The organism is Aeromonas sp. S8(2024) (assembly GCF_041403085.1).
Classification (GTDB): Bacteria; Pseudomonadota; Gammaproteobacteria; order Enterobacterales; family Aeromonadaceae; genus Aeromonas; species Aeromonas dhakensis.
The window spans coordinates 737,304-758,772 of record NZ_JBGLRF010000003.1 but is presented as its reverse complement, the minus strand read 5'-3'; the positions used below and the strand labels follow the sequence as shown (position 1 = coordinate 758,772).

20 protein-coding genes are annotated in these 21,469 nt (G+C 63.9%); 7 read left to right on the top strand and 13 right to left on the bottom strand.

The window, feature by feature from the left end; translation table 11 throughout:
* Window positions 1-15 precede the first annotated feature (15 nt).
* Window positions 16-453: a PliI family lysozyme inhibitor of I-type lysozyme gene (locus ACB031_RS12310; protein WP_010673427.1), complete on the bottom strand. Its 438-nt coding sequence runs from the start codon at window positions 451-453 to the stop codon at window positions 16-18.
* A 79-nt stretch (window positions 454-532) separates the two neighbouring features.
* Window positions 533-2,563 carry a M13 family metallopeptidase gene (locus ACB031_RS12305; RefSeq protein ID WP_171865022.1) on the bottom strand — a complete coding sequence of 677 codons (2,031 nt, stop codon included), beginning with the start codon at window positions 2,561-2,563 and terminating at the stop codon, window positions 533-535.
* Between the two features lie 129 nt (window positions 2,564-2,692).
* On the opposite strand from ACB031_RS12305, the gene tilS reads away from it, so the two are divergent.
* Complete coding sequence (gene tilS, locus ACB031_RS12300) at window positions 2,693-4,033, top strand: tRNA lysidine(34) synthetase TilS (RefSeq protein ID WP_371139653.1); 1,341 nt, start codon at window positions 2,693-2,695, stop codon at window positions 4,031-4,033.
* A 66-nt stretch (window positions 4,034-4,099) separates the two neighbouring features.
* Here the strand turns inward: tilS and ACB031_RS12295 are convergent, their stop codons facing one another.
* Window positions 4,100-5,020, bottom strand: a complete 921-nt coding sequence (locus tag ACB031_RS12295) for a GGDEF domain-containing protein (protein ID WP_371139652.1) — start codon at window positions 5,018-5,020, stop codon at window positions 4,100-4,102.
* Between the two features lie 100 nt (window positions 5,021-5,120).
* On the opposite strand from ACB031_RS12295, the gene ACB031_RS12290 reads away from it, so the two are divergent.
* Window positions 5,121-7,073 carry a cation:proton antiporter gene (locus ACB031_RS12290; RefSeq protein ID WP_371139651.1) on the top strand — a complete coding sequence of 651 codons (1,953 nt, stop codon included), beginning with the start codon at window positions 5,121-5,123 and terminating at the stop codon, window positions 7,071-7,073.
* Between the two features lie 66 nt (window positions 7,074-7,139).
* Here the strand turns inward: ACB031_RS12290 and ACB031_RS12285 are convergent, their stop codons facing one another.
* The 4 genes from ACB031_RS12285 to ACB031_RS12270 all read right to left on the bottom strand — a co-directional run bounded on the left by ACB031_RS12285 (window position 7,140) and on the right by ACB031_RS12270 (window position 10,662).
* Window positions 7,140-8,285 (bottom strand): patatin-like phospholipase family protein, encoded by a 1,146-nt coding sequence (locus ACB031_RS12285; protein ID WP_371139650.1) that lies wholly within the window; start codon window positions 8,283-8,285, stop codon window positions 7,140-7,142.
* 122 nt (window positions 8,286-8,407) lie between these two features.
* A complete protein-coding gene (locus ACB031_RS12280; protein WP_371139649.1) occupies window positions 8,408-9,277 on the bottom strand; it encodes an alpha/beta hydrolase in 870 nt (289 codons plus the stop codon).
* Window positions 9,278-9,348: 71 nt separating this feature from the next.
* Complete coding sequence (locus tag ACB031_RS12275) at window positions 9,349-9,930, bottom strand: TetR/AcrR family transcriptional regulator (RefSeq protein ID WP_017787811.1); 582 nt, start codon at window positions 9,928-9,930, stop codon at window positions 9,349-9,351.
* An 87-nt stretch (window positions 9,931-10,017) separates the two neighbouring features.
* Window positions 10,018-10,662 (bottom strand): response regulator transcription factor, encoded by a 645-nt coding sequence (locus ACB031_RS12270; protein WP_095593209.1) that lies wholly within the window; start codon window positions 10,660-10,662, stop codon window positions 10,018-10,020.
* 158 nt (window positions 10,663-10,820) lie between these two features.
* Here ACB031_RS12270 and ACB031_RS12265 point away from each other — a divergent pair, with 158 nt between their 5' ends.
* The gene (locus ACB031_RS12265; protein WP_025202074.1) at window positions 10,821-11,447 is read left to right on the top strand and encodes a glutathione S-transferase; all 627 of its coding nucleotides are present in this window, start codon (window positions 10,821-10,823) and stop codon (window positions 11,445-11,447) included.
* Window positions 11,448-11,553: 106 nt separating this feature from the next.
* Here ACB031_RS12265 and ACB031_RS12260 read toward each other — a convergent pair whose 3' ends face one another.
* The 5 genes from ACB031_RS12260 to ACB031_RS12240 all read right to left on the bottom strand — a co-directional run bounded on the left by ACB031_RS12260 (window position 11,554) and on the right by ACB031_RS12240 (window position 17,065).
* Window positions 11,554-13,662 (bottom strand): alpha-amylase, encoded by a 2,109-nt coding sequence (locus ACB031_RS12260; protein ID WP_371139648.1) that lies wholly within the window; start codon window positions 13,660-13,662, stop codon window positions 11,554-11,556.
* 208 nt (window positions 13,663-13,870) lie between these two features.
* Window positions 13,871-15,034: a hypothetical protein gene (locus tag ACB031_RS12255; protein WP_371139647.1), complete on the bottom strand. Its 1,164-nt coding sequence runs from the start codon at window positions 15,032-15,034 to the stop codon at window positions 13,871-13,873.
* Window positions 15,034-15,405: a GtrA family protein gene (locus ACB031_RS12250; protein WP_005303379.1), complete on the bottom strand. Its 372-nt coding sequence runs from the start codon at window positions 15,403-15,405 to the stop codon at window positions 15,034-15,036. The genes ACB031_RS12255 and ACB031_RS12250 overlap by 1 nt, the downstream gene beginning before the upstream one ends.
* A complete protein-coding gene (locus tag ACB031_RS12245) occupies window positions 15,402-16,463 on the bottom strand; it encodes a glycosyltransferase family 2 protein (protein ID WP_371139646.1) in 1,062 nt (353 codons plus the stop codon). Before ACB031_RS12245 ends, ACB031_RS12250 begins: the two co-directional genes overlap by 4 nt.
* Before the next feature lie 56 nt (window positions 16,464-16,519).
* Window positions 16,520-17,065: a hypothetical protein gene (locus ACB031_RS12240; protein WP_005303374.1), complete on the bottom strand. Its 546-nt coding sequence runs from the start codon at window positions 17,063-17,065 to the stop codon at window positions 16,520-16,522.
* Between the two features lie 315 nt (window positions 17,066-17,380).
* Between ACB031_RS12240 and ACB031_RS12235 the strand changes: the two genes are divergently transcribed.
* The 4 genes from ACB031_RS12235 to ACB031_RS12220 all read left to right on the top strand — a co-directional run bounded on the left by ACB031_RS12235 (window position 17,381) and on the right by ACB031_RS12220 (window position 20,756).
* Complete coding sequence (locus ACB031_RS12235; protein WP_319906651.1) at window positions 17,381-18,151, top strand: transporter substrate-binding domain-containing protein; 771 nt, start codon at window positions 17,381-17,383, stop codon at window positions 18,149-18,151.
* A gap of 81 nt (window positions 18,152-18,232) precedes the next feature.
* On the top strand, window positions 18,233-19,717 hold the full coding sequence (locus tag ACB031_RS12230; RefSeq protein ID WP_139431412.1) for a murein L,D-transpeptidase: 1,485 nt from the start codon (window positions 18,233-18,235) through the stop codon (window positions 19,715-19,717).
* Between the two features lie 150 nt (window positions 19,718-19,867).
* On the top strand, window positions 19,868-20,413 hold the full coding sequence (locus ACB031_RS12225) for a DUF882 domain-containing protein (protein ID WP_005303369.1): 546 nt from the start codon (window positions 19,868-19,870) through the stop codon (window positions 20,411-20,413).
* Between the two features lie 91 nt (window positions 20,414-20,504).
* Complete coding sequence (locus tag ACB031_RS12220) at window positions 20,505-20,756, top strand: hypothetical protein (protein WP_017764147.1); 252 nt, start codon at window positions 20,505-20,507, stop codon at window positions 20,754-20,756.
* Window positions 20,757-20,849: 93 nt separating this feature from the next.
* Here the strand turns inward: ACB031_RS12220 and ACB031_RS12215 are convergent, their stop codons facing one another.
* Window positions 20,850-21,464, bottom strand: coding sequence for a trimeric intracellular cation channel family protein (locus ACB031_RS12215; protein WP_005303366.1), 615 nt, complete (start codon window positions 21,462-21,464; stop codon window positions 20,850-20,852).
* Window positions 21,465-21,469: the final 5 nt, after the last annotated feature.

The following is a 21,469-nucleotide window of genomic DNA, read 5'->3' as shown; positions in this document are numbered from 1 at the left end:
ACGGGGCGTGGGGGGTCAGTCGCGGGGGGTCTTGAGGGCCTCAATCACATCGTCACTGGGGGCCAGTCCCTCCACGTGGTTGAAGCTCTCCAGCCCCTCCTGGGGATTGATGGTGAGGGCGTCGGCGCTCAGGTAGCTGCCGCTGCCGGCGCTCTCCACCACGACGATGACTTCAGGCTGCTTGTCGCCGTTGAGATCCAGCAGCTTGATCTCCTTGATACTGCCATCGCGCGGCAGCACCTTGCCGTCGATGAACTGATCCAGCGGAAACTGGGGGTTGGCACCGGAGTAGAGGCGCACGTCGTAGCTGCCGGTGGAGGCGGGCTCGCCGCGCCCTTCGCTGACGGTCACCACCTGGCCGGAGGGGAGCGTCAGCTGCTTGAAGAAGCCGTCCGCCGCCTGGCTGGCGAGGGGCAGGGTGAGCAGGCCGAGAGTAAGGAATAAGGCTTTCATGGAGAGGACCCTTGTTGCTGCTTGTGTGTCTGTGACGGGAAGGGGGCCGCTGGTCGGCCGCCCCCTGCCCGGGTTGTCATCACCATATCTTGACCCGTTTGGCCGGGTCCAGATAGAGCTTGTCGCCGGGCTGGATCTTGAACGCCTCGTAGAAGGCGGGGATGTTCGGTACCACGCCGTTGACCCGGTATTCCGGCGGCGAGTGGGGATCCGAGGCGAGCAGCATCTGCATCAGCTCGGGGCGATACATGCCCTTCCACACCTGGGCCCAGCCGAGGAAGAAGCGCTGCTCGCCGGTAAAACCGTCCAGCACCGGGGCCTCCTTGCCATCCAGGGAGAGCAGGTAGGCCTTGTGGGCGATGGTGAGGCCGCCGAGATCGCCGATGTTCTCCCCCAGGGTAAACTGGCCGTTGACGTACTGTCCCTTGATGGGCTCGAAGCGGTTGTACTGGGCCACCAGCCGGCTGGTGCGGAAGCGAAACTCCTTGAGATCCGCCGGCGTCCACCAGTCGCGCATCACGCCGTCACCGTCGGATTTGGCCCCCTGATCATCAAAACCGTGGCCCATCTCGTGGCCGATCACCCCGCCGATGGCGCCGTAGTTGACCGCATCGTCCGCCGTCATGTCGAAGAAGGGGGGCTGCAAAATGGCGGCCGGGAAGACGATCTCGTTGTTGCTCGGGTTGTAGTAGGCGTTCACCGTCTGGGGCGACATGTGCCACTCGTCCCGATCGACCGGCTTGCCGAGGCGCGCCAGGTTGTCAGCGTATTCGAAGGCGCGGGCCCGCTGCAGGTTGCCCACCAGATCGTCGGGGCGAATGGTGATGGCGCTGTAGTCCTTCCATTTGTCCGGGTAGCCTATCTTGGGTCTGAACTTGGCGAGCTTCTCGAGGGCCTGGGTCTTGGTGGCCGGGGACATCCAGTCCAGCTCCTGGATGCTCTGGCCGTAGGCGGTGCGCAGGTTCTCCACCAGCTGCTCCATACGGGCCTTGGCCGCTGGCGGGAAGTAGCGCTCGACATAGAGCTTGCCCACCGCCTCCCCAAGGTTGTTGTCCAGCACCCCAAGGGCCCGCTCCCAGGGGGCGCGCTGCTTGGGCGTGCCGCTAAGAGCGGTGCCGAAGAAGGCAAAATTCTGGGCATCGGTCTGGCTGTCGAGGTAGGGGGCGTAATCGGTGATGAGCTGCCACTTGAGGTAGGCCTGCCAGTCAGCGACCGGGGTCTGCTGCATCACCTCGTTCAGGGCCGAGAGGTAGCTCGGCTGGCCGATGACCAGGCTCTGTTGCCCCGCAAGGCCGGCCTGGGCCAGGTAGGCGTTCCAGTCGATGGCGGGGGCGAGGCGCCCCAGCTCGCTCACCGGGCCCTTGTTGTAGTTCTTCTCTCTGTCTCGCAGGGCCACGTTGTCCCACTGGATCTGGGCGAGCCTGGTCTCGAGGGCCAGGATGCGTTTCGCCTTGCCCTGGGCATCCGTCTCACCGAAGCGGGCCAGCATGGCGGCGATGTGCTGCTCGTACTTGTGCAGCAGCGCCTGGCTGTTGGGGTCGCGCTTGAGGTAGTAGTCCCGATCCGGCAGGCCGAGGCCGGCCTGGTAGAGGTAGACGGCATAGCTGTCAGGGGCCTTGGCGTCGGCGTCAATCCAGAAACCGAAGGGGGAGCCGCCACCGGTGCGGGCGCTCTGGGCGAAGGCCCGGGCGAGATCCTGCGGCGTGCTGATCTGCTCTATCTCGCTCAGCATTGGCAGCAGGGGCGTGGTGCCCTTGGCGTTGCGGGCGGCCTGATCCAGATAGCTCTGGTAGAGGTCGTGGATCTGCTGGGCCGGGGTACCGGCGGCGGCTTTGCCATCCAGCCCCTCCACCAGCACCCGCACGTCCGCCAGGGATTTGTCCCGCAGCAGGTAGAAGGCGCCGTCGGCGGGCCTGTCATCGGGGATCTTGGCCGTGGCGAGCCAGTGGCCGTTCACGTAGCGGAAGAAGTCGTCACCAGGCTTGACGCTGGTGTCCATGTTGGCCAGCGCAAGGCCGGAGTGTTTGTCCGGTTGGCTCGGTGCCTGACTGCAACCGGCCAGCAGGGCCAGCCCGACGAGGGTGGCCAGGATGTGTTTCTTGTTGTTCATTATGGTTTTATTCCAATTCGGGTTATATGGCTTCCTTGCCCACGCAGGGAGCGATTCACTCTAGCAGCCGGGTTAGCGCTTGATAAGCCCGACTCTGCTAAGATCGGCCTGGTCGTATTGGGGAAGCCTATGATTTCTCGTATTTATTCTCGTTTTTGTCAGACCCTGCCCACGCCGGAAGGTTCCCGCGGTCTGCTGGTGGCTTTCAGCGGCGGGCTCGACTCCACCGTCTTGCTGGTGCTGGCGGCCCGTTTTGCCCGCGCCCACGGCCTCGCCCTGAACGCCCTGCACGTTCATCACGGCCTGAGCCCACATGCCGACGACTGGGTGGCTCACTGCGAAGGGGTGTGCCGGCAACTGGCGGTGCCCCTCATCGTGGAGCGGGTGCAGCTCTGTCGGGGCAACGGGGAGAGCCTGGAGGCCCAGGCGCGGGCGGCGCGTTATGAGCGACTCGCCGCCCACCTGGGGGAGGGGGAGTGGCTGCTCACCGCTCACCATCAGGACGATCAGCTGGAGACCCTGCTGCTGGCGCTCAAGCGGGGTGCCGGTCTGCGCGGGCTGGCGGGCATGGTGCCGAGTCAGCCCTTTGCTGGCGGCCTGCTGCTGCGCCCGTTGCTCGAGGTGAGCCGGACCGAGCTGGCCGAGACGGCGGCCAGCCTCCCCTATGGCTGGGTGGAGGATGAGAGCAACCAGGATGTGAGTTATGACCGCAACTTCCTGCGCCAACGGCTCATTCCCCAGCTCAAGGCCCGCTGGCCCGCCATGGCCCAGACGGCGGCGCGCAGCATGGCGCTGTGCGCCGAACAGGAGGCGCTGCTGGAGGAGCTGGCCGAGGCCGACTGGCGGCTGGCGGCGGCAGGAGAGGCGCTGCAGATCACGCCACTACTGGCCCTGTCAGGCACCCGGCGCAACAACCTGCTGCGTTACTGGATCCGCCGCCAGGGAGGCGAGATGCCCTCCCGCGAGCAGCTCGGTCTGCTCTGGCAGGAGGTGGCGCTGGCGCGGGAAGACGCCAATCCCCAGCTCAACTGGGGGGAGCAGAGCTGCCGCCGCTTTCAGGGGCGGCTTTATCTGGTGCGACCCGGACTGCAGCCTCGTCACGAGCAGCTGGCGTTGAGGGTGGGGGAGACGCTGATCCTGCCGGACGGGCTCGGCGAGGTGAGACTGTTATCGCGGACGGAGGGCGAGGGGCTGCGGCTGCCAGGGGCGGACGAGCCGCTGTCGGTGCGCTTCGGGGTGGCCGCCGGCAGCATGCTCAAGCCGGTGGGGCGTGGCGGCAGCCGACGCCTCAAGAAGCTGCTGCAGGAGTACGGGGTGCCCTCCTGGCAGCGCGGCCGCATTCCCATCCTCTATTACGGCGAGCAGGTGGTGGCGGTGGGCGAGTTGTTCCTCTGTGACGGATTCATGACGCAGGAGCCTGGCCTGGCCTGGCACTGGCTGCCGGCGGCGGCCTGTCAGCCCCCGCTGTAATCCTCTCTGCAGCAAACGGACAAGGCCGGCATATGCCGGCCTTGTCGTATTCAGTGGCTGGCCGGTTCAGTCCAGCAGGCCGGCCTTGCCTGCCTTCTTGCGGGCGTAGAGGTGGGCATCGGCCGCCTCGTACAGGCTGTGCACGTCCACCCCGGACTGCCAGCTGGCGGCTCCCAGGCTGCAGCCGACCGAGAAGGTGCTGAGCTCCTTATGAGTCAGCAACATGTGCTGCAGACGCAGCCAGACCGGGCGCCAGGCCTCGGGCTCGGCGGGTTGCAGCAGCAGGGCGAACTCGTCGCCGCCGAGGCGAAACGCCTGATCCGTGCTGCGGATGCAGTGGGTCAGCAGCTGGGCGAAGCGGCTAAGCACCAGATCGCCCACCGGGTGGCCCCAGGTGTCGTTGATCTGCTTGAAGCTGTCGAGATCCAGCAGCACCAGCACCAGCCCGTGGGATTCCCGGCTGTGCTGCTCCACCGCGCGGCCGATGGCCTCGTCAAAATAGGAGCGGTTGCCGAGCCCGGTCAGGTGATCGAGCCGCACCTGCAGCTCCAGCTGTGACAGGCGCAGATAGAGGGGCAGCGGCAGGCTGAGCAGCTGATGATACTGCTGCAATACCCGTTGCTGACTGCCGCTCAGGGCGTGTTCGAGGGTGTAGTGCAGCTGGCCCAGCAACTGGCCGTGTTGACCGCGCAGCTCGAACGAGTAGCTGTGCAGGCTCAGGCTGGCCTGGGGCGGATGCTGGATCAGGGTGTGCGGCTGGCCACAGTCGAAGTGCAGGCTGTGGATCCGGACAATTCTTGCCGCACGATCGGCAAAAGTTGCCAGCAGGCTGCCCAGATCGGTCTGCACCAGCAACTGCTCGAGCAGCTGGTTGCGATCCTGGCTTGCCAGCGGCGTGAGCCGCTCCATCTGGCGAACCCACTGCTCGATGCCATGTCCCAAACCGCTCAATGATGATGTGTTTTCCACGGTACAGCCCTCAAACAACCTACTTCCTGCTGCTTACCTGCAATACCTGTGCCCAAAATATGTTCGATGTGAACAAGGGCGGCTGGCTAGGCTTAAGTAGATAAAAAAGGAGGAAATATTGTACGCAGACGTATTGATCCTGCTGCTTGCCGCCGTCCTGCTGGTGGCGATTTTCCGGCGCTTGGGCCAGCCGGTGATCCTCGCCTACCTGCTCGCCGGGGTCGTGCTCGGCCCCCATGGCGCCGCCGTGATCACCGGCCAGGCGATCATGCAGACCATCGCCGAGCTCGGTATCGTCTTTCTGATGTTCTCGCTGGGGCTGGAGTTCTCGCTGCCCCGGCTCATCGCCATGCGCCGACTGGTGATCGGGGTGGGCGGCCTGCAGGTGCTGCTCACCTCCCTGCTGTTCTTTACCATCGCCTGGTGGTGGGGCCTGAGCCTGCCTCAGGCGCTGGTAGTGTCGGGCACCCTGGCGCTCTCCTCCACCGCCGTGGTGATCAAGCAGCTGGGGGATCAGAAGCAGTTGCATACCCGCCGTGCCCAGCTCGGGGTGAGCGTGCTGCTGTTTCAGGATCTGGCGGTGGTGCCGCTGTTGGTGATGATCCCCATTCTGGCCCGGCCGGAGATCCAGGGCAGCGCCCTGCTGGCGGAGATCGCCTGGGCCACCCTCAAGGGGCTGTTTGCCTTGCTGAGCCTGCTGGCGGTGGGCAAGTGGCTGCTGCCGCTGCTGTTTCACGAGGTGGCGCGGGCCCGCTCCGATGAACTGTTCGTGCTGAGCACCCTGCTGGTGGCGCTGCTGGCCGCCTCGCTCACCCAGTGGATGGGGCTCTCCATGGCGCTGGGGGCCTTTCTGGCAGGCATGATGCTGGGGGAATCCCACTACCGTCACCAGCTGGAGGTGGACATCCGGCCGTTTCGAGACGTGCTGATGGGGCTCTTCTTCATCACCATCGGCATGACCATGGACTGGCAGCGGGTGGCGCTGGACTGGTGGCTGGTGGCGCTGAGCGTGCCGGCCCTCATCCTGTTTAAGTCCCTGCTGGTGCTGCTGGCCGGCCGGCTGATGGGGGAGCGCAAGCGCGACGCCATGGCGGCGGGGATCATGCTGAGCCAGGTGGGGGAGTTCGGCTTCGTGCTGCTGGCGCTGGCCAACCACCACGGTCTGCTCGATCATCGGCTGGTCTCCCTGCTCATCGGCATCGGCGTCACCTCCATCGCCATGACGCCCTGGCTGGTGCTGCAGGCCCATCATCTGGCCCGCTCCCTCACCGATCCGGCCCTGCTCACCCGCTCCGAGGTGGCCCAGTCTGGCCTGAGCAAGAGCCAGCACGTGATCATCGCGGGCTTTGGTCGGGCCGGCCAGACCTGCGCCCGTTTTCTCAAGCAGGAGGAGATCCCCTTCCTGGCGCTGGATCTCGACCCGGAGCGGGTGAGCGAGGCCAAGTCGGCGGGGGAGCAGGTGGCGTTCGGCGATGCCAGCCGCCGCGACATCCTGCTGGCCGCCGGCCTGCTGCGGTCCCGGCTGGTGATCATCACCTTTGACGATCACAAGCGGGTGGAGGCCATGCTGGCGTTGATCAGGGAGCTGGCGGGGGAGGTGAAGGTGCTGGTGCGCACCCGGGATGACAGCTTCCTGGAGGCGTTCAAGCGGGCGGGGGCCTTCGAGGTGATCCCCGAATCCCAGGAGGGGGCCCTGATGCTGGTCTCCCACCTGCTGCTCAATTGCGACATCCCCATCGGCCGGGTGATCCGGCGCATGGAGCACGAGCGCAGCAGCCAGTACCGTTTTCTGCACGGTTTCTACTGGGGGGATCAAAGCGCCGGCAATCTGGAGACGGATCAGCTGCTCGAGCGGCTGCACCCCGTGCTGCTGCACGAGCAGGCCTGGGCGGTGGGACGCAGCGTGCAGGCGCTGGGGCTCGATGCGGTGCGGATCAGGGAGGTGCAGCGGGGCACACAGCGGCTGGAGCCCAAGCCAGAACTGGTGCTGGCGACGGGGGATAAGCTGGTGCTGTTTGGCAATGCGGTGGCGGTGGAGCAGGCGGAGCAGCGTCTGCTGGAGGGACGTTGATCCCTGAGCCCATGTTGCACCAGCCCTGCTGCCAATGCCGTCCCCACCTCCCTTGAATGCCCCGGCTCAGGCCTCGGCCCGTACCGCCTCCTCTATCCCCAGAAACTGTTCGACCCGCTGGCGCTCGTTCAGGGTATCCAGGTAGCCCAGCTTGATCAGCTGCTGGCAGTAGCCGGGATAGAACATCAGGAAACTGGCCAGGCTGCTGGTCTCGTCCCCCGTCACCCCCAGCACCCGCAGCAGGCGGCGCAGATGCACCGGCAGCTTGCGCAGATAGGCCAGCGCCAGCAGATCGAGATCCTGGCTCGGCTTGAGCACGCAGGTCTCCACCCGTTTGAGTTTCAACCGGTTGCGCTCCCGCTCCGGGATGAGATCCAGGGTCTGGTTGATGCGCCACAACCGCTCCAGATCCGAGTTGAGGGTATCGGTGAAGACGGTGTCCAGCAGGTGGCTGGCGATGTTGGAGCTGGTCAGGTGGCCATGGTGGAAGGTGGGTGCCGTGTGCGCCGGCGGATCCAGGGTGATCAGCAGGATCCGCTCCGCCCCCAGGTGGATGGCGGGGCTGAGCGGACTCAACTGATGGATGGAGCCGTCGCCGTAGAATTTGTCGCCGATGTGGGTGGCCGGGAAGACGAATGGCAGCGCCGAGGAGGCGAGCAGGTGATCCGAGGTGAGCAGGGTGCGCAGCCCGCGCCGTCTGGCCCTCTCCCACGGCAGGTGCTCGGCTCTCCCCTGAAAGAAGGTGGTGGAGAGGCCATCGTCGTAGTCGGAGGCGGTGATGGCCAGCGCCTCCAGGCTGCCGTAGAGGATGTTGTCATCGATGCGGTGATAGTCGATGAGCTGATCCAGCAGGCGGCGCAGCGGCGCATTGTCGAACAAGTGAAAGGCGTGGTTGGTGTGGGGATTGACGAGCCCCGCCGAGCCCTCGTACATCAGTCTCCACAACAGGCGCCCCGGGTGAAAGTCGAAGATGTGGTGGGTCTCGAAACGGCGCCAGACCCACTCCAGCTTGCGCACTCCCAAATGAAAACAGGAGGCGTAGCAGGCCAGCGCGGTGACATTGATGGCGCCAGCCGAGGTGCCGCACAGGATGGGAAATGGAATGCCGAGATTGCGGGGATAGAACTCGGCGATCGCCTTGAGGGCGCCGACCTGGTAGGCGGCGCGGGCACCACCACCGGTCAACAGAAGAGCTGTGTTGGGTCTGGCCATGATACTGCGCCTTATGCATGCCACTGGGGGTGTTGCCACCGAGCAATTTAACTATAAGACGCTGTATCAAATATAAAAACAGGCCTGCCAACCATTTTTTTGCAGGCCCTTTTTGAGGCTGTTCAGTGGTTGCTGTGGGCGGCGCTCAGCTGATCGAAGGCGGCGAAGGCCGGGGCACTGGCGAGGATGCGGCCGTGGCCGAGGCCGCGGGTGCTCACCAGCCGGGTGCGACCATCCTGGGTGGCGCGCAGAGAATCGCCGTGCGGGGCGAAGCGGTCCTCCTCGTCGTGCACTATGATGGCGGCCCCGCTGCGGCCGGCGAGCCGCCCCAGCGGGTCGACCGTGCTCAAGGGGTGCTGGTACTCCTGCTCAATCTCCTTGACCACCGCATCGAACAGCCGGATGGAGTAGCCGGAGCGCGCCACCATGCCGTAGAGCTGGGGCACGTAGTCGAGCACCGGCGAGATGAGCAGCAGCGGCAGGGCATCCAGCTCGCGTCGGCGGCTGGAGAGGGTGACGGCGCCCCCCATGCTGTGGGCGATGACGCCCTGCAGCGGGCCGCACTCCGCCGCCATCTTTTCCACAAGTTCGTCGAAGGCGCGCACGAAGCGGGGCAAGTGGCCGGTATGGCCGGCGCTGTGGCCGTGCGCCGGGTGATCGTAGGCAATGGCCGTGAAGCCCTGGGCCGCAATGTGGCTCATCAGCGGGTAGAACTGGCTGGCGCTGCCTGACCAGCCGTGCATCAGCAGCCAGACCGGCCCCTGGCCGAGCCGGTAGCTCATCAGGGGGCCTTCGCTGGTGTGTACGGCCTGCTTGGCCAGTCCGGCCGGTGCCGAGTCATCCCGCTGGTTGCGCTGGGGGGTGAGCAGCAGCTTGCTGGCGGTACGCTTGGCATGAGCGGGGGCCAGGGTGTGGTGCAAGCGGGTGCCAAGGCCAAGCAACCATTTGCTCGGGCTGAAACGGCGGGTGTTGAAGTAGATCTTGCTGCTCATGGTCATCCTGTGGTTTTTATGTGCGAACGGTCGTGCTTTTTTGTCGGTTTTAAAAAAGAGAGGTCAATCCATCAGCGCCAGCCATCCAGCAGCGTCTCCACTTCGGGCCAGAAGTGGCGGGCCGGATCCTGACACAGATCGAGGGCATTGAACACCTGATCCGCCAGATAGAGGCCGTAGAGGCGGTAGACGGCGCGCCAGGGATCCATGTCGCTGCGCCACTCGCCCTCGCTCTGTCCCTGCACCACCTGGCGGGCCAGGTAGTCGAGCCAGAAGCGCACCAGCTGGCGGGCGGCCTGCTGTACCTCACCCTCCTGGGCCGAGGTCCAGGCGTCGAGGAACATGCAGCGACCGGCGAAACACTGGTTCCAGGCCAGCCAGGCCTGCAGCAGGGCAATCAGCTTCTCTCGCTGGCTGCCGTGCTGCTGCTGGCGTACCGGCTGGATCACTCGCTCCCGGAACACCTCGGCGGCGTACTCCAGCACGGCGATCTGCAGGTTGTCGCGGGACTGGAAGTGGGCAAACAGGCCGCTTTTCGACATCTCGCAGGCGCTGGCAAGGGAGCCGATGGTGAGGCTCTCCAGCCCCTGCTGGCTCGCCTGCTCGAACGCAGTCTGCAAAATGTTGTCGCGGGTCAGCCGGCCCTTGCTCATCGCACTCTCCTTCATTGACCGGGGCAGCATAAAGTACGACCGTGCTATTTGTCGAGTGGCAGATGATGTCAGGCTTGCTGGGAGGGTTCAGCTCTCCTTGATATCCATCTGCTGCAGGGCTATAACCGCCTGGGTGCGGTTCTTGACACCGAGTTTTCTGAAGATGGCGGTGATGTGGGCCTTGATGGTGGCCTCGGAGACGTTGAGCTCCCAGGCGATCTGCTTGTTGAGGCTGCCGTCGCGCAGCATCACCAGCACCTTGTACTGCTGGGGGGTGAGGCTGGCCAGCTTGCTGGCAAAATCGGTGCCCTCACAGGGTTCAGGGTGGAGCGAGATGCCGGCCGGCACCCAGTTGTCACCCCCGATCACCGTATTGAGGGCGTTGACCAGCTCCTTCATCGGCGCCGATTTGGGGATGAAGCCGAGCGCGCCGAGCCGCAGCACCTGCTGGATGATGGCGGGCTCTTCCGAGGCGGATACCACCACGATGGGCAGGTCGGGATACTGGCCACGCAGGTGGGCGAGACCGGAGAAGCCGTTGGCCCCCGGCATCTTGAGATCGAGCAGCAGCAGGTCGACTTCCGGGTGCTCACCCAGCAGGTGGGCCAGGCTGTCGATGGAGTCCGCTTCCAGCAGCTGGGCATCGTCGATGGCCATGTGCACCGCTTGATAGAGGGCGCCCCGAAACAGGGGGTGGTCATCTGCGATGACGATGGTAAATTGGCTGTCCATTGCTCACATTGTTGCTAACTGATTGTTTTGGAAAATCAAACTAGCACCGCTCCCGGAGAGGGTCAAACCTGCCGGCGCGCAAATGTGAAGCGACCGTCGGATGTCGTGCCATTGGGGCTGATGGGATGGTCATGAACAACCCATGCAGGAGGCAATAGATGGGATCTCTGGTATTGACGGTGGGCACTGGCTCCACCTGGGCGATGCGGGCTGCGCTGGTGCTGGCCATGAGCGGGCTGGAGTGGCAGGAGCAGGTGTTCGATCTGGAAGATGCCAAGGATCTGCAGCGGCTCAAACGGCTGGCCCCCGCCGGCCTGGTGCCCTGGCTCGATCACGAGGGCGTGCGGGTGCACGACTCGCTGGCCATCGCCGAGTACCTGCACGAGCTCTGCCCCGATCGCTGGCTCTACCCCGAAGCGCAAGCCGAGCGGGCGCTGGCCCGCAGCCTCTGCGCCGAGCTGCACGCCGGTTTTAGCCAGATCCGTACCCTGCTGCCCTTCTTCCTCGGCGCCCCGACCCGCAGCGAACCGCCGGTGGAGGCCATCGGCGAGCTGGCCCGGCTGCAGACCATCTGGTCCCAGGCGCGGGGCCCCTTCTATTTTGGCGAGGCGGGGATCCTCGATGCCTTCTATGCGGTGATGGCCTACCGGCTGGCGAGCTACGGCATCCAGCTGCCCGGCCAGGCGGGCGCCTATCAGCAGGCGCTGCTGGCCTGGCCGCTGTGGCAGCAGACCCTGGTCAAGGCGCGTCTGCAGTGGCCGGCGGCCGCCCGTCAGCCGCAGTGAACCCGCGGGCACAACCGTTGTAAACAGCTTGTCTGAACGGCTGGTGTAAACAGAGAGGGGAGCCACTGGCTCCCCTCTCTGTTTGGGTTTGATTCCTTAAGCTGGATTACGGCTGGCGGCCGGCGAACACCACCACCACCTTGTCATCCCCCTTTTCCCGCACGAAGGCATAGGGGCTGTCGGCCAGTTTCTTGTGGCTGCCCGCCGCTACCGCCGGGTGGGCGGCGCGGAACTGGCCGAGCCGCTGCCAGTGCTTGACCAGCTCGGCTTTCTCGCCGCCGGCCAGTTCCTGCCAGTTCATGTCAGAACGCAAGCCTTGATCGAACACGCCGCCATCCTTGGCGAGCCCGCGGCCGGACTCATCGCCGTAGTAGATCTGGATGCCGCCCGGCAGCAGCATGAAGCTGCTGGCGACCCGGCGCTGCAGCGGCACGTCCTGATAGTCGCCGAAGAACAGTTTGGTGTCGTGGGAGCTGATGTAGCTCAGCACGTTGAACTCGGGATCCTGATTGATGCGGCTGGCATAGCCGGCATAGGTGGGCTCGGCGCTGGCCAGACATTGGGCCTGGGGCAGGGCGAACTCGCGCTGATAATCGAAGTTGATCAGCGAATCGAAGCCATTTTGATACCAGAAATCCTTGGCCACCCCGTGATCCCACACCTCACCCACCATGTAGAAGGGCAGATCGTCGAGCTTCCTGGTCGGGTTGGCGGCTTTCCACTCCTTGAGGGCGGCGGTGCCGGCCTGCTTGAGGCGGGCCCAGACGGCGGGCTCCAGGTGTTTGACGGTGTCGGCTCTGAAGCCGTCGATGCCGAAGCGGCGCACCCAGTCGGTGTGCCAGGCAATCAGATAGTCGCTCACGGTGGCGTTGGGCAGTGCCTTGGCCCTGGTGTCCTGTTTGGCCGCCAGCAGCGGCGGCAGCCCCACCGGCTTGGTGGATTCGGTCAGAAAGTCCGGCAGCCCCGCCACCGAGCCGGTGACATCATCTGTGCCGGGCTGCGGGTAGCCGGGCAGGCCGGCCCGCACCCAGTCACCGCTCCACCACTGGTCCCATTTCGGCGACTGGTAATCGATGAACTGGTTGTAGCCATGCCAGTTGAGACCGCCGCTCGGGCGCCACTGGTTCCAGGTGGTCGGTAGTTTGGCTGTGTTTTGGGCCAGATCGGTGAGCCCCAGATCTTGCAGGTCGGCGAGGGTGGCGTAGCCGGCATGGTTCATCACCACGTCGAGGATGATGCGCATGCCGCGCTTGTGGGCCTCGTCCACCAGGGTCTTCAGGCTCTCCTCGTCGCCGTAGTTGGGGTCGATTTTGGTGAAGTCGAGCGCCCAGTAGCCGTGGTAGGCGTAGAAGGGGAAGTTGCCCTGCTCACCACCGCCGATGAAGCCGTGCACCTGCTCCACCATGGGGGTGATCCAGATGGCGTTGATGCCAAGCTGCTTGATGTAGTCGAGCTTGGCGGTCAGCCCCTTGAAGTCGCCGCCATGCCAGGTGGCCACTTCATCCTGCCCGTCCTTTTGGCGACCGAAGCTGTGGTCGTTGGCGGGATCGCCGTTGTTGAAGCGGTCGGTCAGCAGGAAATAGACGCTCGCCTGATCCCAGCTGAAGGGGGCCGCCGTGACTGCCTTGACCGGTTCGAGCAGCAGCAGGCCGCCGCTCTCTTTACTGGGTGTCAGGGTCAGCTTGCCGCCCTTGACCACACCTTGCTGGCCGGAGTAGGCATCCTGCAGTTGGGTGCCGTCGGGCCAGACTCCTTTCAGGGATACGGTCACCGGGCCACCATCCCAGCTGATGCAGGGCTCCGCTGGCGGCTGGCGCTTGAACTCGCTCTTCTTGGTGGCCCGCAGCACCTTGAGGCTGGGGGTATCCGGGTTGAAGGTGAACTCATAATCCCCCGCCAGCATCACCCGCAGGTTGAAGTGCTGCCCCTTGCTGCACTTGTCCATGGGCTGGGCGGTGCCGAAGGGGAGCGGTTTGGCCTCGCTCGGGCCGAAGCTGGTGCCGCAACTGTTGCCCGCGTCGCTGATGCGGATCTGGTGGCTCCCCTTGGTGAGCGGATGGGTCAGCTGCACCGCCCCCTTGTCCAGCGTCAGCGGCGCGCCGACCGGCTGGTCATCCACGTAGAGGCGCACCTCGGCGGCCATGGCCTGAGGGAGGAAGAGGGGGCTGGCCAGCAGGGCGAGCCAGAGGGAAGAAACCGAGGGAGTGCGACGCATAAGCCATTCCTTGCTGGGGTTAAGCGGACCAGATTGCCGTCAATGGGGCTCATTCTAGGAGGCATGAGGGCGGGCTTGGACAGGCAAACCGTCGATTTGTGACATCAGTTCAAATGGTTACGTTTTCAAGAATGGAAAAGTGTGAGCGGGGTGTCGCGCCCATAAAAAAAGCCGGTCGATAGACCGGCTTGTTGCATTGCCACCTTCGTCACACGGTGAAGAACTTGAAGTTGACGAAGGCCACCGCGATGAAGGAGGCCACCATGCCGCTCAGGCAGAGCACGGCCGGGCGAATGGCTGGCCAGCGATGGGTCAACAGCACGATCGCCAGCATGGTCGGATAGAGGCCGAACATGTAGCGCGGCATGGCGTTGAGCCCTGTCATCAGCGGAATGGTGCAGCAGATGAACATCAGGGTCGCCTCGGCCCAGCGCTTCTGGCTGAACAGATAGAGGTTCAGAGCCCAGCCAAACATCACCATGATGGAGAGGTAGGATTTGCGTCCGCCCAGCTCGAAGCCGCTCAGCCACCAGTCCAGCGGGCTGTCCATGTAACGGCCCCAGGCCACCTGGATATGCTTGAAGGCCAGCGCGTCACCGGTGAGGTGATAGAGATAGAACATGTAGGCGAACAGGCCGAGCGGGATCATCCAGAGGGTGAACACCACCTTGAAGGCGCGCTCGGTGAAGCGGAAGAACTCGCGCCAGCCGTAGGCCTGCAGCGCCAGGATCAGCACCGGGAACACCATCATCACCCCCAGGTTGCGGGTGGCGGAGATGAAGACGCCGAGTAGGGCCACCATCAGCCACTGCTGACGATAGGCGAACAGGAACATGCCCAGCATCAGCGCCATGAACATCGACTCGGTATAGCCGGAGACGAAGTAGGCGGAGAAGGGGGAGAAGGCGAGCAGCCAGACACCGAAGCGGGCGGTGTCATCACCCAGCTTGAGCTGGCGCAGCACCAGCAGCATCAGCGGCAGGCTGATGAAGAACGCCAGGTTGGCCACCAGCATCAGGCCGATCAGGCTCTCGACGTTGAGCAGGTTGGAGAGGGTGCCGGAGATCATCGGGTAGAGCGGCATGAAGGCCCAGTTGGCCGCGTTGCCCTTGCTCAGCCAGCGTGGGTAGAGGTCGTAGCCGTTCTCGATGATGCGCTGGAACCAGACACAGTCAAACTGGCAATAGGCCTGCAGCGGGCCTATGTCGGTGGCGCCGTAGAGCTGGACGCCGAAGTAACCCATGCCGTACAGGGCGACCCGGCTCAGCACGAAGGCGGCGATGATCATCTGCCAGTCGCGACCGCTGATGCGAAGTGACGGGCGATAGGGCGCCACCTGGTCGGGGGCTGTGGTGGTAGTCATGTCATTCATCAGGCAAATACCCAGATCCTGGAGAGGAGGTAGGTGAGCACGGTGACCGTCAGGGTGGCGATCACCACCGGCAACAGACCGGAAAGACCCGCAAACAGCAGACCGCTCAATATCAGGTTACGCACCGCCAGCGAGAAGAGGGCGACCAGCAGGAACTTGCTGGCGGCACCTTGCTTCTGGAAGGTGATGTAACGGTGACCGAAGAAGGAGAACCAGAACGCGATGGCAAAGGCCAGCGTCGTCACCAGGTGCTCCGAGATGGTGGGCCAGGTGTGAAACAGGGCGATGGAGGTGCCCAGATCGACGAGGGTGGCCCCCCCGCCGACAAACCCGAAACGTACCAGCCGCCAGAATTCCTCGCGGGAGATCATTGAGAAGCCTGCTCCTGCTGGTCATCAGCGGCTTTCGCAGCTGCAGCCTTCTTGCCGGCGCTCTTCTTGCTGCCGGTGGCGGCGTCCTGCTTGGGCTCTTCATCCTGTTTCGCATATTGGCCGTAGACCCCTTCGATGAGGTAGACGGGGCGCTGCTTCACTTCCACGAACATGCGGCCGATGTACTCGCCGATGATGCCGAGCGACAGCAGCTGGATGCCACCGAGGAACAGCACCACCGACATCAGGGAGGCGTAACCCGGCACGTCGATGCCGAAGAAGACCACCTGGGTGACGATCTTGAGAATGTAGAGGAAGGCGACGAAGGAGACGCCGACGCCGACGTAGCTCCATACCCGCAGCGGCCAGCTGGAGAAGCTCATCAGACCGTCGAGGGCGAAGTTCCACAGCTTCCAGTAGTTGAACTTGGTCTCGCCGGCGTGGCGGGCGGGGCGCTCGTAGGGCACACCGACGGCGCGGAAACCGGCCCAGGCGAACAGCCCCTTCATGAAGCGGTTGCGCTCCGGCAGCTGCTTGATCGCCTCGACCACCTTGCGGTCGATCAGGCGGAAGTCGCCGGCGTTCTCCGGCAGCTTGGTGCTGGTGGAGAGGGCGTTGAAGAAGCGGTAGAAGCCGCCGGCGGTGAGGCGCTTCATCGGGGTGTCGGCGCTGCGATCCACCCGGATGCCGTAGACGGTGTCGTAGTCGCCGGTCTGCCACAGCTTGACGAATTCGAGAATGAGCGAGGGCGGATCCTGCAAATCCACGTCCATCGGCACCACGGCATCACCCTTGGCATGATGCAGGCCGGCGGTCATGGCCGCCTCCTTGCCGAAGTTGCGGGCCAGGTTGACCAGGGTGACGCGCGGGTCGCGGGTGATGGCCTGCTCGACGACTTCACGGGTGCGGTCGCGGCTGCCGTCGTTGACGAATACAATTTCCAGCTGATCCCTGAGCGGCGCCAGTTCGTTATCTATCGCGTTGATGAAGGCATCTATGCTCTCTTCCTCGTTGTAAACGGGAACGATCAGAGAGAGTCGAAAATCGGCATGCGACATGAAAACTTCCTTATTTGGAAAATTATTTTATAAAACAGCGTATTGGAGAATACGTCTTACTGGGCGACGGTCAAGCGCACCGACTGGACATTGAGCGGTGTCGGGGCGGAGAGCGCCAGAAAGTTGGGACGCTTGGGATCCGAGGTCAGCGACTCGCCCGGCAGGCTGAGACGGATCTCGTTGATGCCGGCCTTGGCCAGCTTGACGGTGGTAGTGAAATCGTGACCCAGTGCCACCTTGAGCAGGGCGCCGGCCTGCGGGCTGTTGACCCGGGCCTGGATGGTCAGCTCTTCCGGCTGTGCCTGCTGCTTGGGCAGCACGAAATAGAGGCCACCCTGGCCGCTCAGTTCGGTGCCGTCCGCGCTCGGTTTCTTGGCCCAGCCTTCGCTGGAGAGGAAGCGGCTCGGCTTGGTCAGATTGAGCTCGTTGCCGGGCTGGTAGGTCATGCTGGAGTTGTGCTCCCAGAAGCGGGTCTTGCCTTCCAGGTAATAGAGCTTGTAGGCCAGGCTCACGTTGGGGTGGGCAGCCAGATAGAGGGTGTAGAGATAGAAACCACTCAGCGCCATGATGGCGGTCAGAAAACCAAACTTTTTGTACGTCATATCACTCTCTGCGCCTCACGGTTTGTAGGCTGATTTCGCGCATATGCTAATCCAATTGCAAAAAAAGCATAGTGGATCACAAAAATATATTTGGTCACATATTAACCCCTTTCTGATTGGTGTTCCAAATGTCGCTTCTCCCTCTTTTTAGCTAGCCCCCAGGCCCTGTTGTTGCGGGCTGGCCGGGCCCCTTTTCTGCTCGGGCGATGCCGCTTTTTCGGTGCCCCGATCATGGTCTGCATCCCTGTGGCAGGATCTGTCGCCATTTTGCCGAGGCCGATTTATGATGAGCTGATACGCCGTCAAGGATGACCCATGAAGCTGAAACTCTGCTGCTGGATGCTCTGGCTGCTGACACCGCTGGTATCGGCAAATGCGCTGTGCCCTGCTCCCTTGCGGATCGGTTATGACAACTGGCCGCCCTATCACTATTACCTCGAGGCCGCGGCCGGCAAGAAAGAGCTGCAGGGCTTTGCCATCGAGGCGCTCAACGCCATGCTCAAACGGCTGGATTGCAAGGCCAGCTACGTGGAGATGCCCTGGAAACGGGTGTTGCACGGTCTGGCGCTGGGGTCGGTCGACATTGCCATGGAGGCCTACTTCAACGAGGATCGTGCCCGTTACGCCTGGTTTTCCGATGCCTACAATCCGGGCCGCAGCGTGCTCTGGATCCGCAAGTCAGACTCCTATGCCGACACCGATCTGGCGAGCTGGCTGGCTGACGGGCATACCCTGGGGGTCACCAAGGACTACTACTACGGCGCCGAGATCAGCGAGCTGCTGCGCCGTTATGCCGCCCAGGTGAGCGTGGTCAACGACGAGCAAAACTACGGCAAGCTGGTGTTGGGACGCATCGACGGTTTCCTCGGCGATGTGCTGGCCACCCCCTGGGGCTTGAAGAAGGAGGGGCTGAGCGATCTGATCGTCCCCCATGCCATGGCCGTATATGAAGCACCGACCTTTTTCATGTTCAGCAAGAAACGGTTGTCTCCCGAATTCGTGCGGGAGTTCAATCGCGAGCTGGTCAAGTTTAAAGCAACAAATGAGTATGACATTATCTGGCGGCGCTATGCGCCCGCCGGCTAGCAAAGTCGCGGGCATTCACGCATGATGAGCGCCTTGACCGCCGGGTCTGACGGATTGAAGTGAACCTATCTTGAGGTAAGCATGGGGAAGAAGTATTGGCTGGCATTGGCAAACCTGATCTGGCTGGGCTGCTGGCCAGCGGCCATGGCACAGGCCAGCGAAGGCCAGGTGGTGGTGAGCAATGCGGCGGAGCAGCACGACTGGTATCAGAACCGGACGGCGGAGCAGGCCAGGCAAGAGCTGGAGCAGCAACTGCAGGAGGCCGTGCTGGCCCAGCTGCACCCGGATTTCTATACGCTCTGGAAGAAGCTGCAGGCCAAGCCGGCGGATCAGCGCGGCGCCCTCTATGACGAGGCGTTCGGCAAGCTGGCCCGGTTCCAGCAGGCATGGCGCGCCATGGATCTGGTCTCCCGCGAGCAGATGCAGACCCTCAAACTTAATCTGAACAAGCCGCTGGCTCATGAGCCGGCCGGCGACAACCTGCTGGAACAGGTCAAGCAGCTCAGACCCCAGGTCGCGGAATACGAGGCGGTGCGCGAGGAAGTGCGCAAGCTGCTGGCGCTGCCCATGGCCAAGAAGTGGCCGACCCTGACCATGCCAACCCTGCGAGCCGGCGAGGTTTCTCCGGAGCTGGGCCAGATCCGCTCCATCCTCAACGAGCTGGGCGACACGGCCCCGCGCCATGACGACGCCATCTACGACGACGACACCCTGCAGGCGGTCAAGCAGTTCCAGCGCCGCCACGGCCTGACCGCCGACGGCATCATAGGCCGGCAGACCCGCAGCTGGCTCAACACCGGGCCCGAGGTGCGCGCCAGCCTGCTGCTGCGCAACCTGTGGCGACGCGATCTGGTGGATCAGCTCTCCGGTGCCCGCTACGTGCTGGTCAACATCCCCGACTATCGGCTGAGCGTGGTGGAGTCCGGCAACGAGGTATTCACCAGCCGGGTTATCGTGGGCAAGGAGCAGCGGGCTACCCCGATCCTCGCCAGCGAGATCCGCTCCATCGTGCTCAACCCGGCCTGGCACGTGCCGCGCTCCATCCTGAGCAAGGACATTCTGCCCAAGCTGGGGCGCGACCCCGCCTACCTCAATCGCGAGCAGTTCGAGGTGATCGACGGCGAAGGCAATCCGGTGCAGTTCACCGAAGAGGGCTGGCAGCAGGCACTGGCGTCCGGTTTCCCCTATCGTCTGCGGCAAAAGCCGGGCGATCACAATGCACTGGGTCGCTACAAGTTCTATCTGCCCAACAACGAGGCGATCTACCTGCACTCCACCCCGCGCAAGGCGCTGTTCGAGCAGGGGGCGCGCGCCTTCAGTTCGGGTTGCATCCGGGTGGAGCACGCCGACGATCTGGCCGAGCTGCTGCTGGCGGACTCCCGCTACCAGCCCGACAAGGTGGCCAGCATCCTGAAAGAGAGCCAGACCAAGTGGCTGCCGCTGACCACTCCGATCCCGGTGTTCACCGTCTACTGGAGCAGCTGGATCGACGAGGAGGGTCGTCAGCAACTGCGCAACGACATCTATGGATTTGATCGAGTCAGCTACCAGAGTCGCCTGCTGTGATCCTCGCCACAGAGTGAAAAGCCCGGCCTGCGCCGGGCTTTTTCATGGCCCCTTGCGGTTTGACAGCGGCCGGCTCGGCGGGTAGTTTCAAGCGCCTGTATCAAATTCATTCAACGGTTTCACCTCAACATTGCGATGGACGGACAAGGGATGCTTGATCAAGAGATAAGCCGACGTCGCCTGCTGCTGGGTGCCGGTTGCCTGCTGGGGGGCTCGCTGTTGTCTTTCCCCGCCATGGCGAGCCGCAGTACGGCGGGACGTGAACTCAGCTTCTTCAATCTCAATACCGGTGAGCGGGTGCGCACCAGCTACTGGGAAGATGGCCGCTATCTGAAAGACGGGCTGGCCGAGCTCAACCACATCTTTCGCGACTACCGTCGCAACGAAGTGTTCAACATCGACAGGAAGCTGTTCGACCAGCTCTACCTGCTGCAGCACAAGCTGGGTCGCCACGGCGAAATCCAGCTCATCTCGGGCTATCGCTCCCCTGTGACCAATCGCCAGAAGCGCAGTCGCAGCCGCGGGGTAGCCAAGCACAGCTACCACACCCTGGGGCAGGCGGTGGACGTGCGGATCCCCGGGGTACAGCTGGCGCACCTGCGCAAGGCGGCGCTCCATCTCAAGGTGGGCGGCGTCGGTTACTACCCGAGCGACAACTTCGTGCACCTCGACACCGGGCCCGTGCGCAGCTGGTAACGGCGGGTTGCTGGCCGTACCGCCCGGCGGGTGACTGGTCAGCGGGGTGGTCGAGCTGGTAGGCTCTGGACACCATGCAGAGGAGAACCAGATGAAACATATTTTGCTTGGCGGGCTGATTGCCCTGCTGCTGACCGGCTGTGGCAAGCTCAACCGCGAAAACTACGACAAGCTCAAGATGGGGATCAGCTACGCCGAGGCGAGTGCCATCCTCGGCAAGGCCGAGCGTTGTGACGATGCGCTGGGCACCACCAGCTGCATCTGGGGCGACGAGGGCAAGAACATCAAGATCCGTTTCATCGCCGACAAGGCCACCTTCTTCAGCTCGGAAGGGATCAACTGAGGCAGTTGCAGCCCCCCTGCCCAACAAAAAAGCGCCTGATCGGCGCTTTTTTGTTGGCTGTGATCCGTACCGGCTCGCCAGAAGCTGGCGCGCTCAGTGCGCGGCGTACTGATAGTGAAAGGTGGGCAGCCCCCACTTGAAGCGCACCGCCAGGAGGCGCAGCACGAAGCCGATGCCGATGGCACCGAAGGCGGCCCAGTCGTTGGGCAGGCCCTGATCCAGCGCCAGGCAGTAGAGGGCGGCGGTCACCAGCGAGATGGCGGCATAGAGCTCGCGGCGAAACACCAGCGGAATGCGCTGGCAGAGCAGATCCCTGAGCACGCCGCCGAAGGCCCCCGTCACCACCGCCATGATGCAGGCGATGCCGGCGCCGTGACCCATCTCCAGCGCCCTGGCCGCACCGAAGATGGAGAAGACCACCAGCCCCAGGGCATCGAGCGCCATGAACAGCTTGCCGAGATAGCGCATCAGCGGTGCCGAGATGACGCCGGCCATGGCCGCGCCGGCGACCAGCAGCACATACTCCGGGTGTTCGACCCAGAGCAGGGGGTAATGGCCCAGCAGCACATCGCGGATGGTGCCGCCTCCGATGGCCGTCGCCGAGGCGATGATCACCACGCCGAACAAATCCATCCGTCGCCGGCCCGCGGCCAGCGCGCCTGTCATCCCTTCGGCCACCAGGCCCAGCAAGAAGAGTGCATGTAACATGAGAT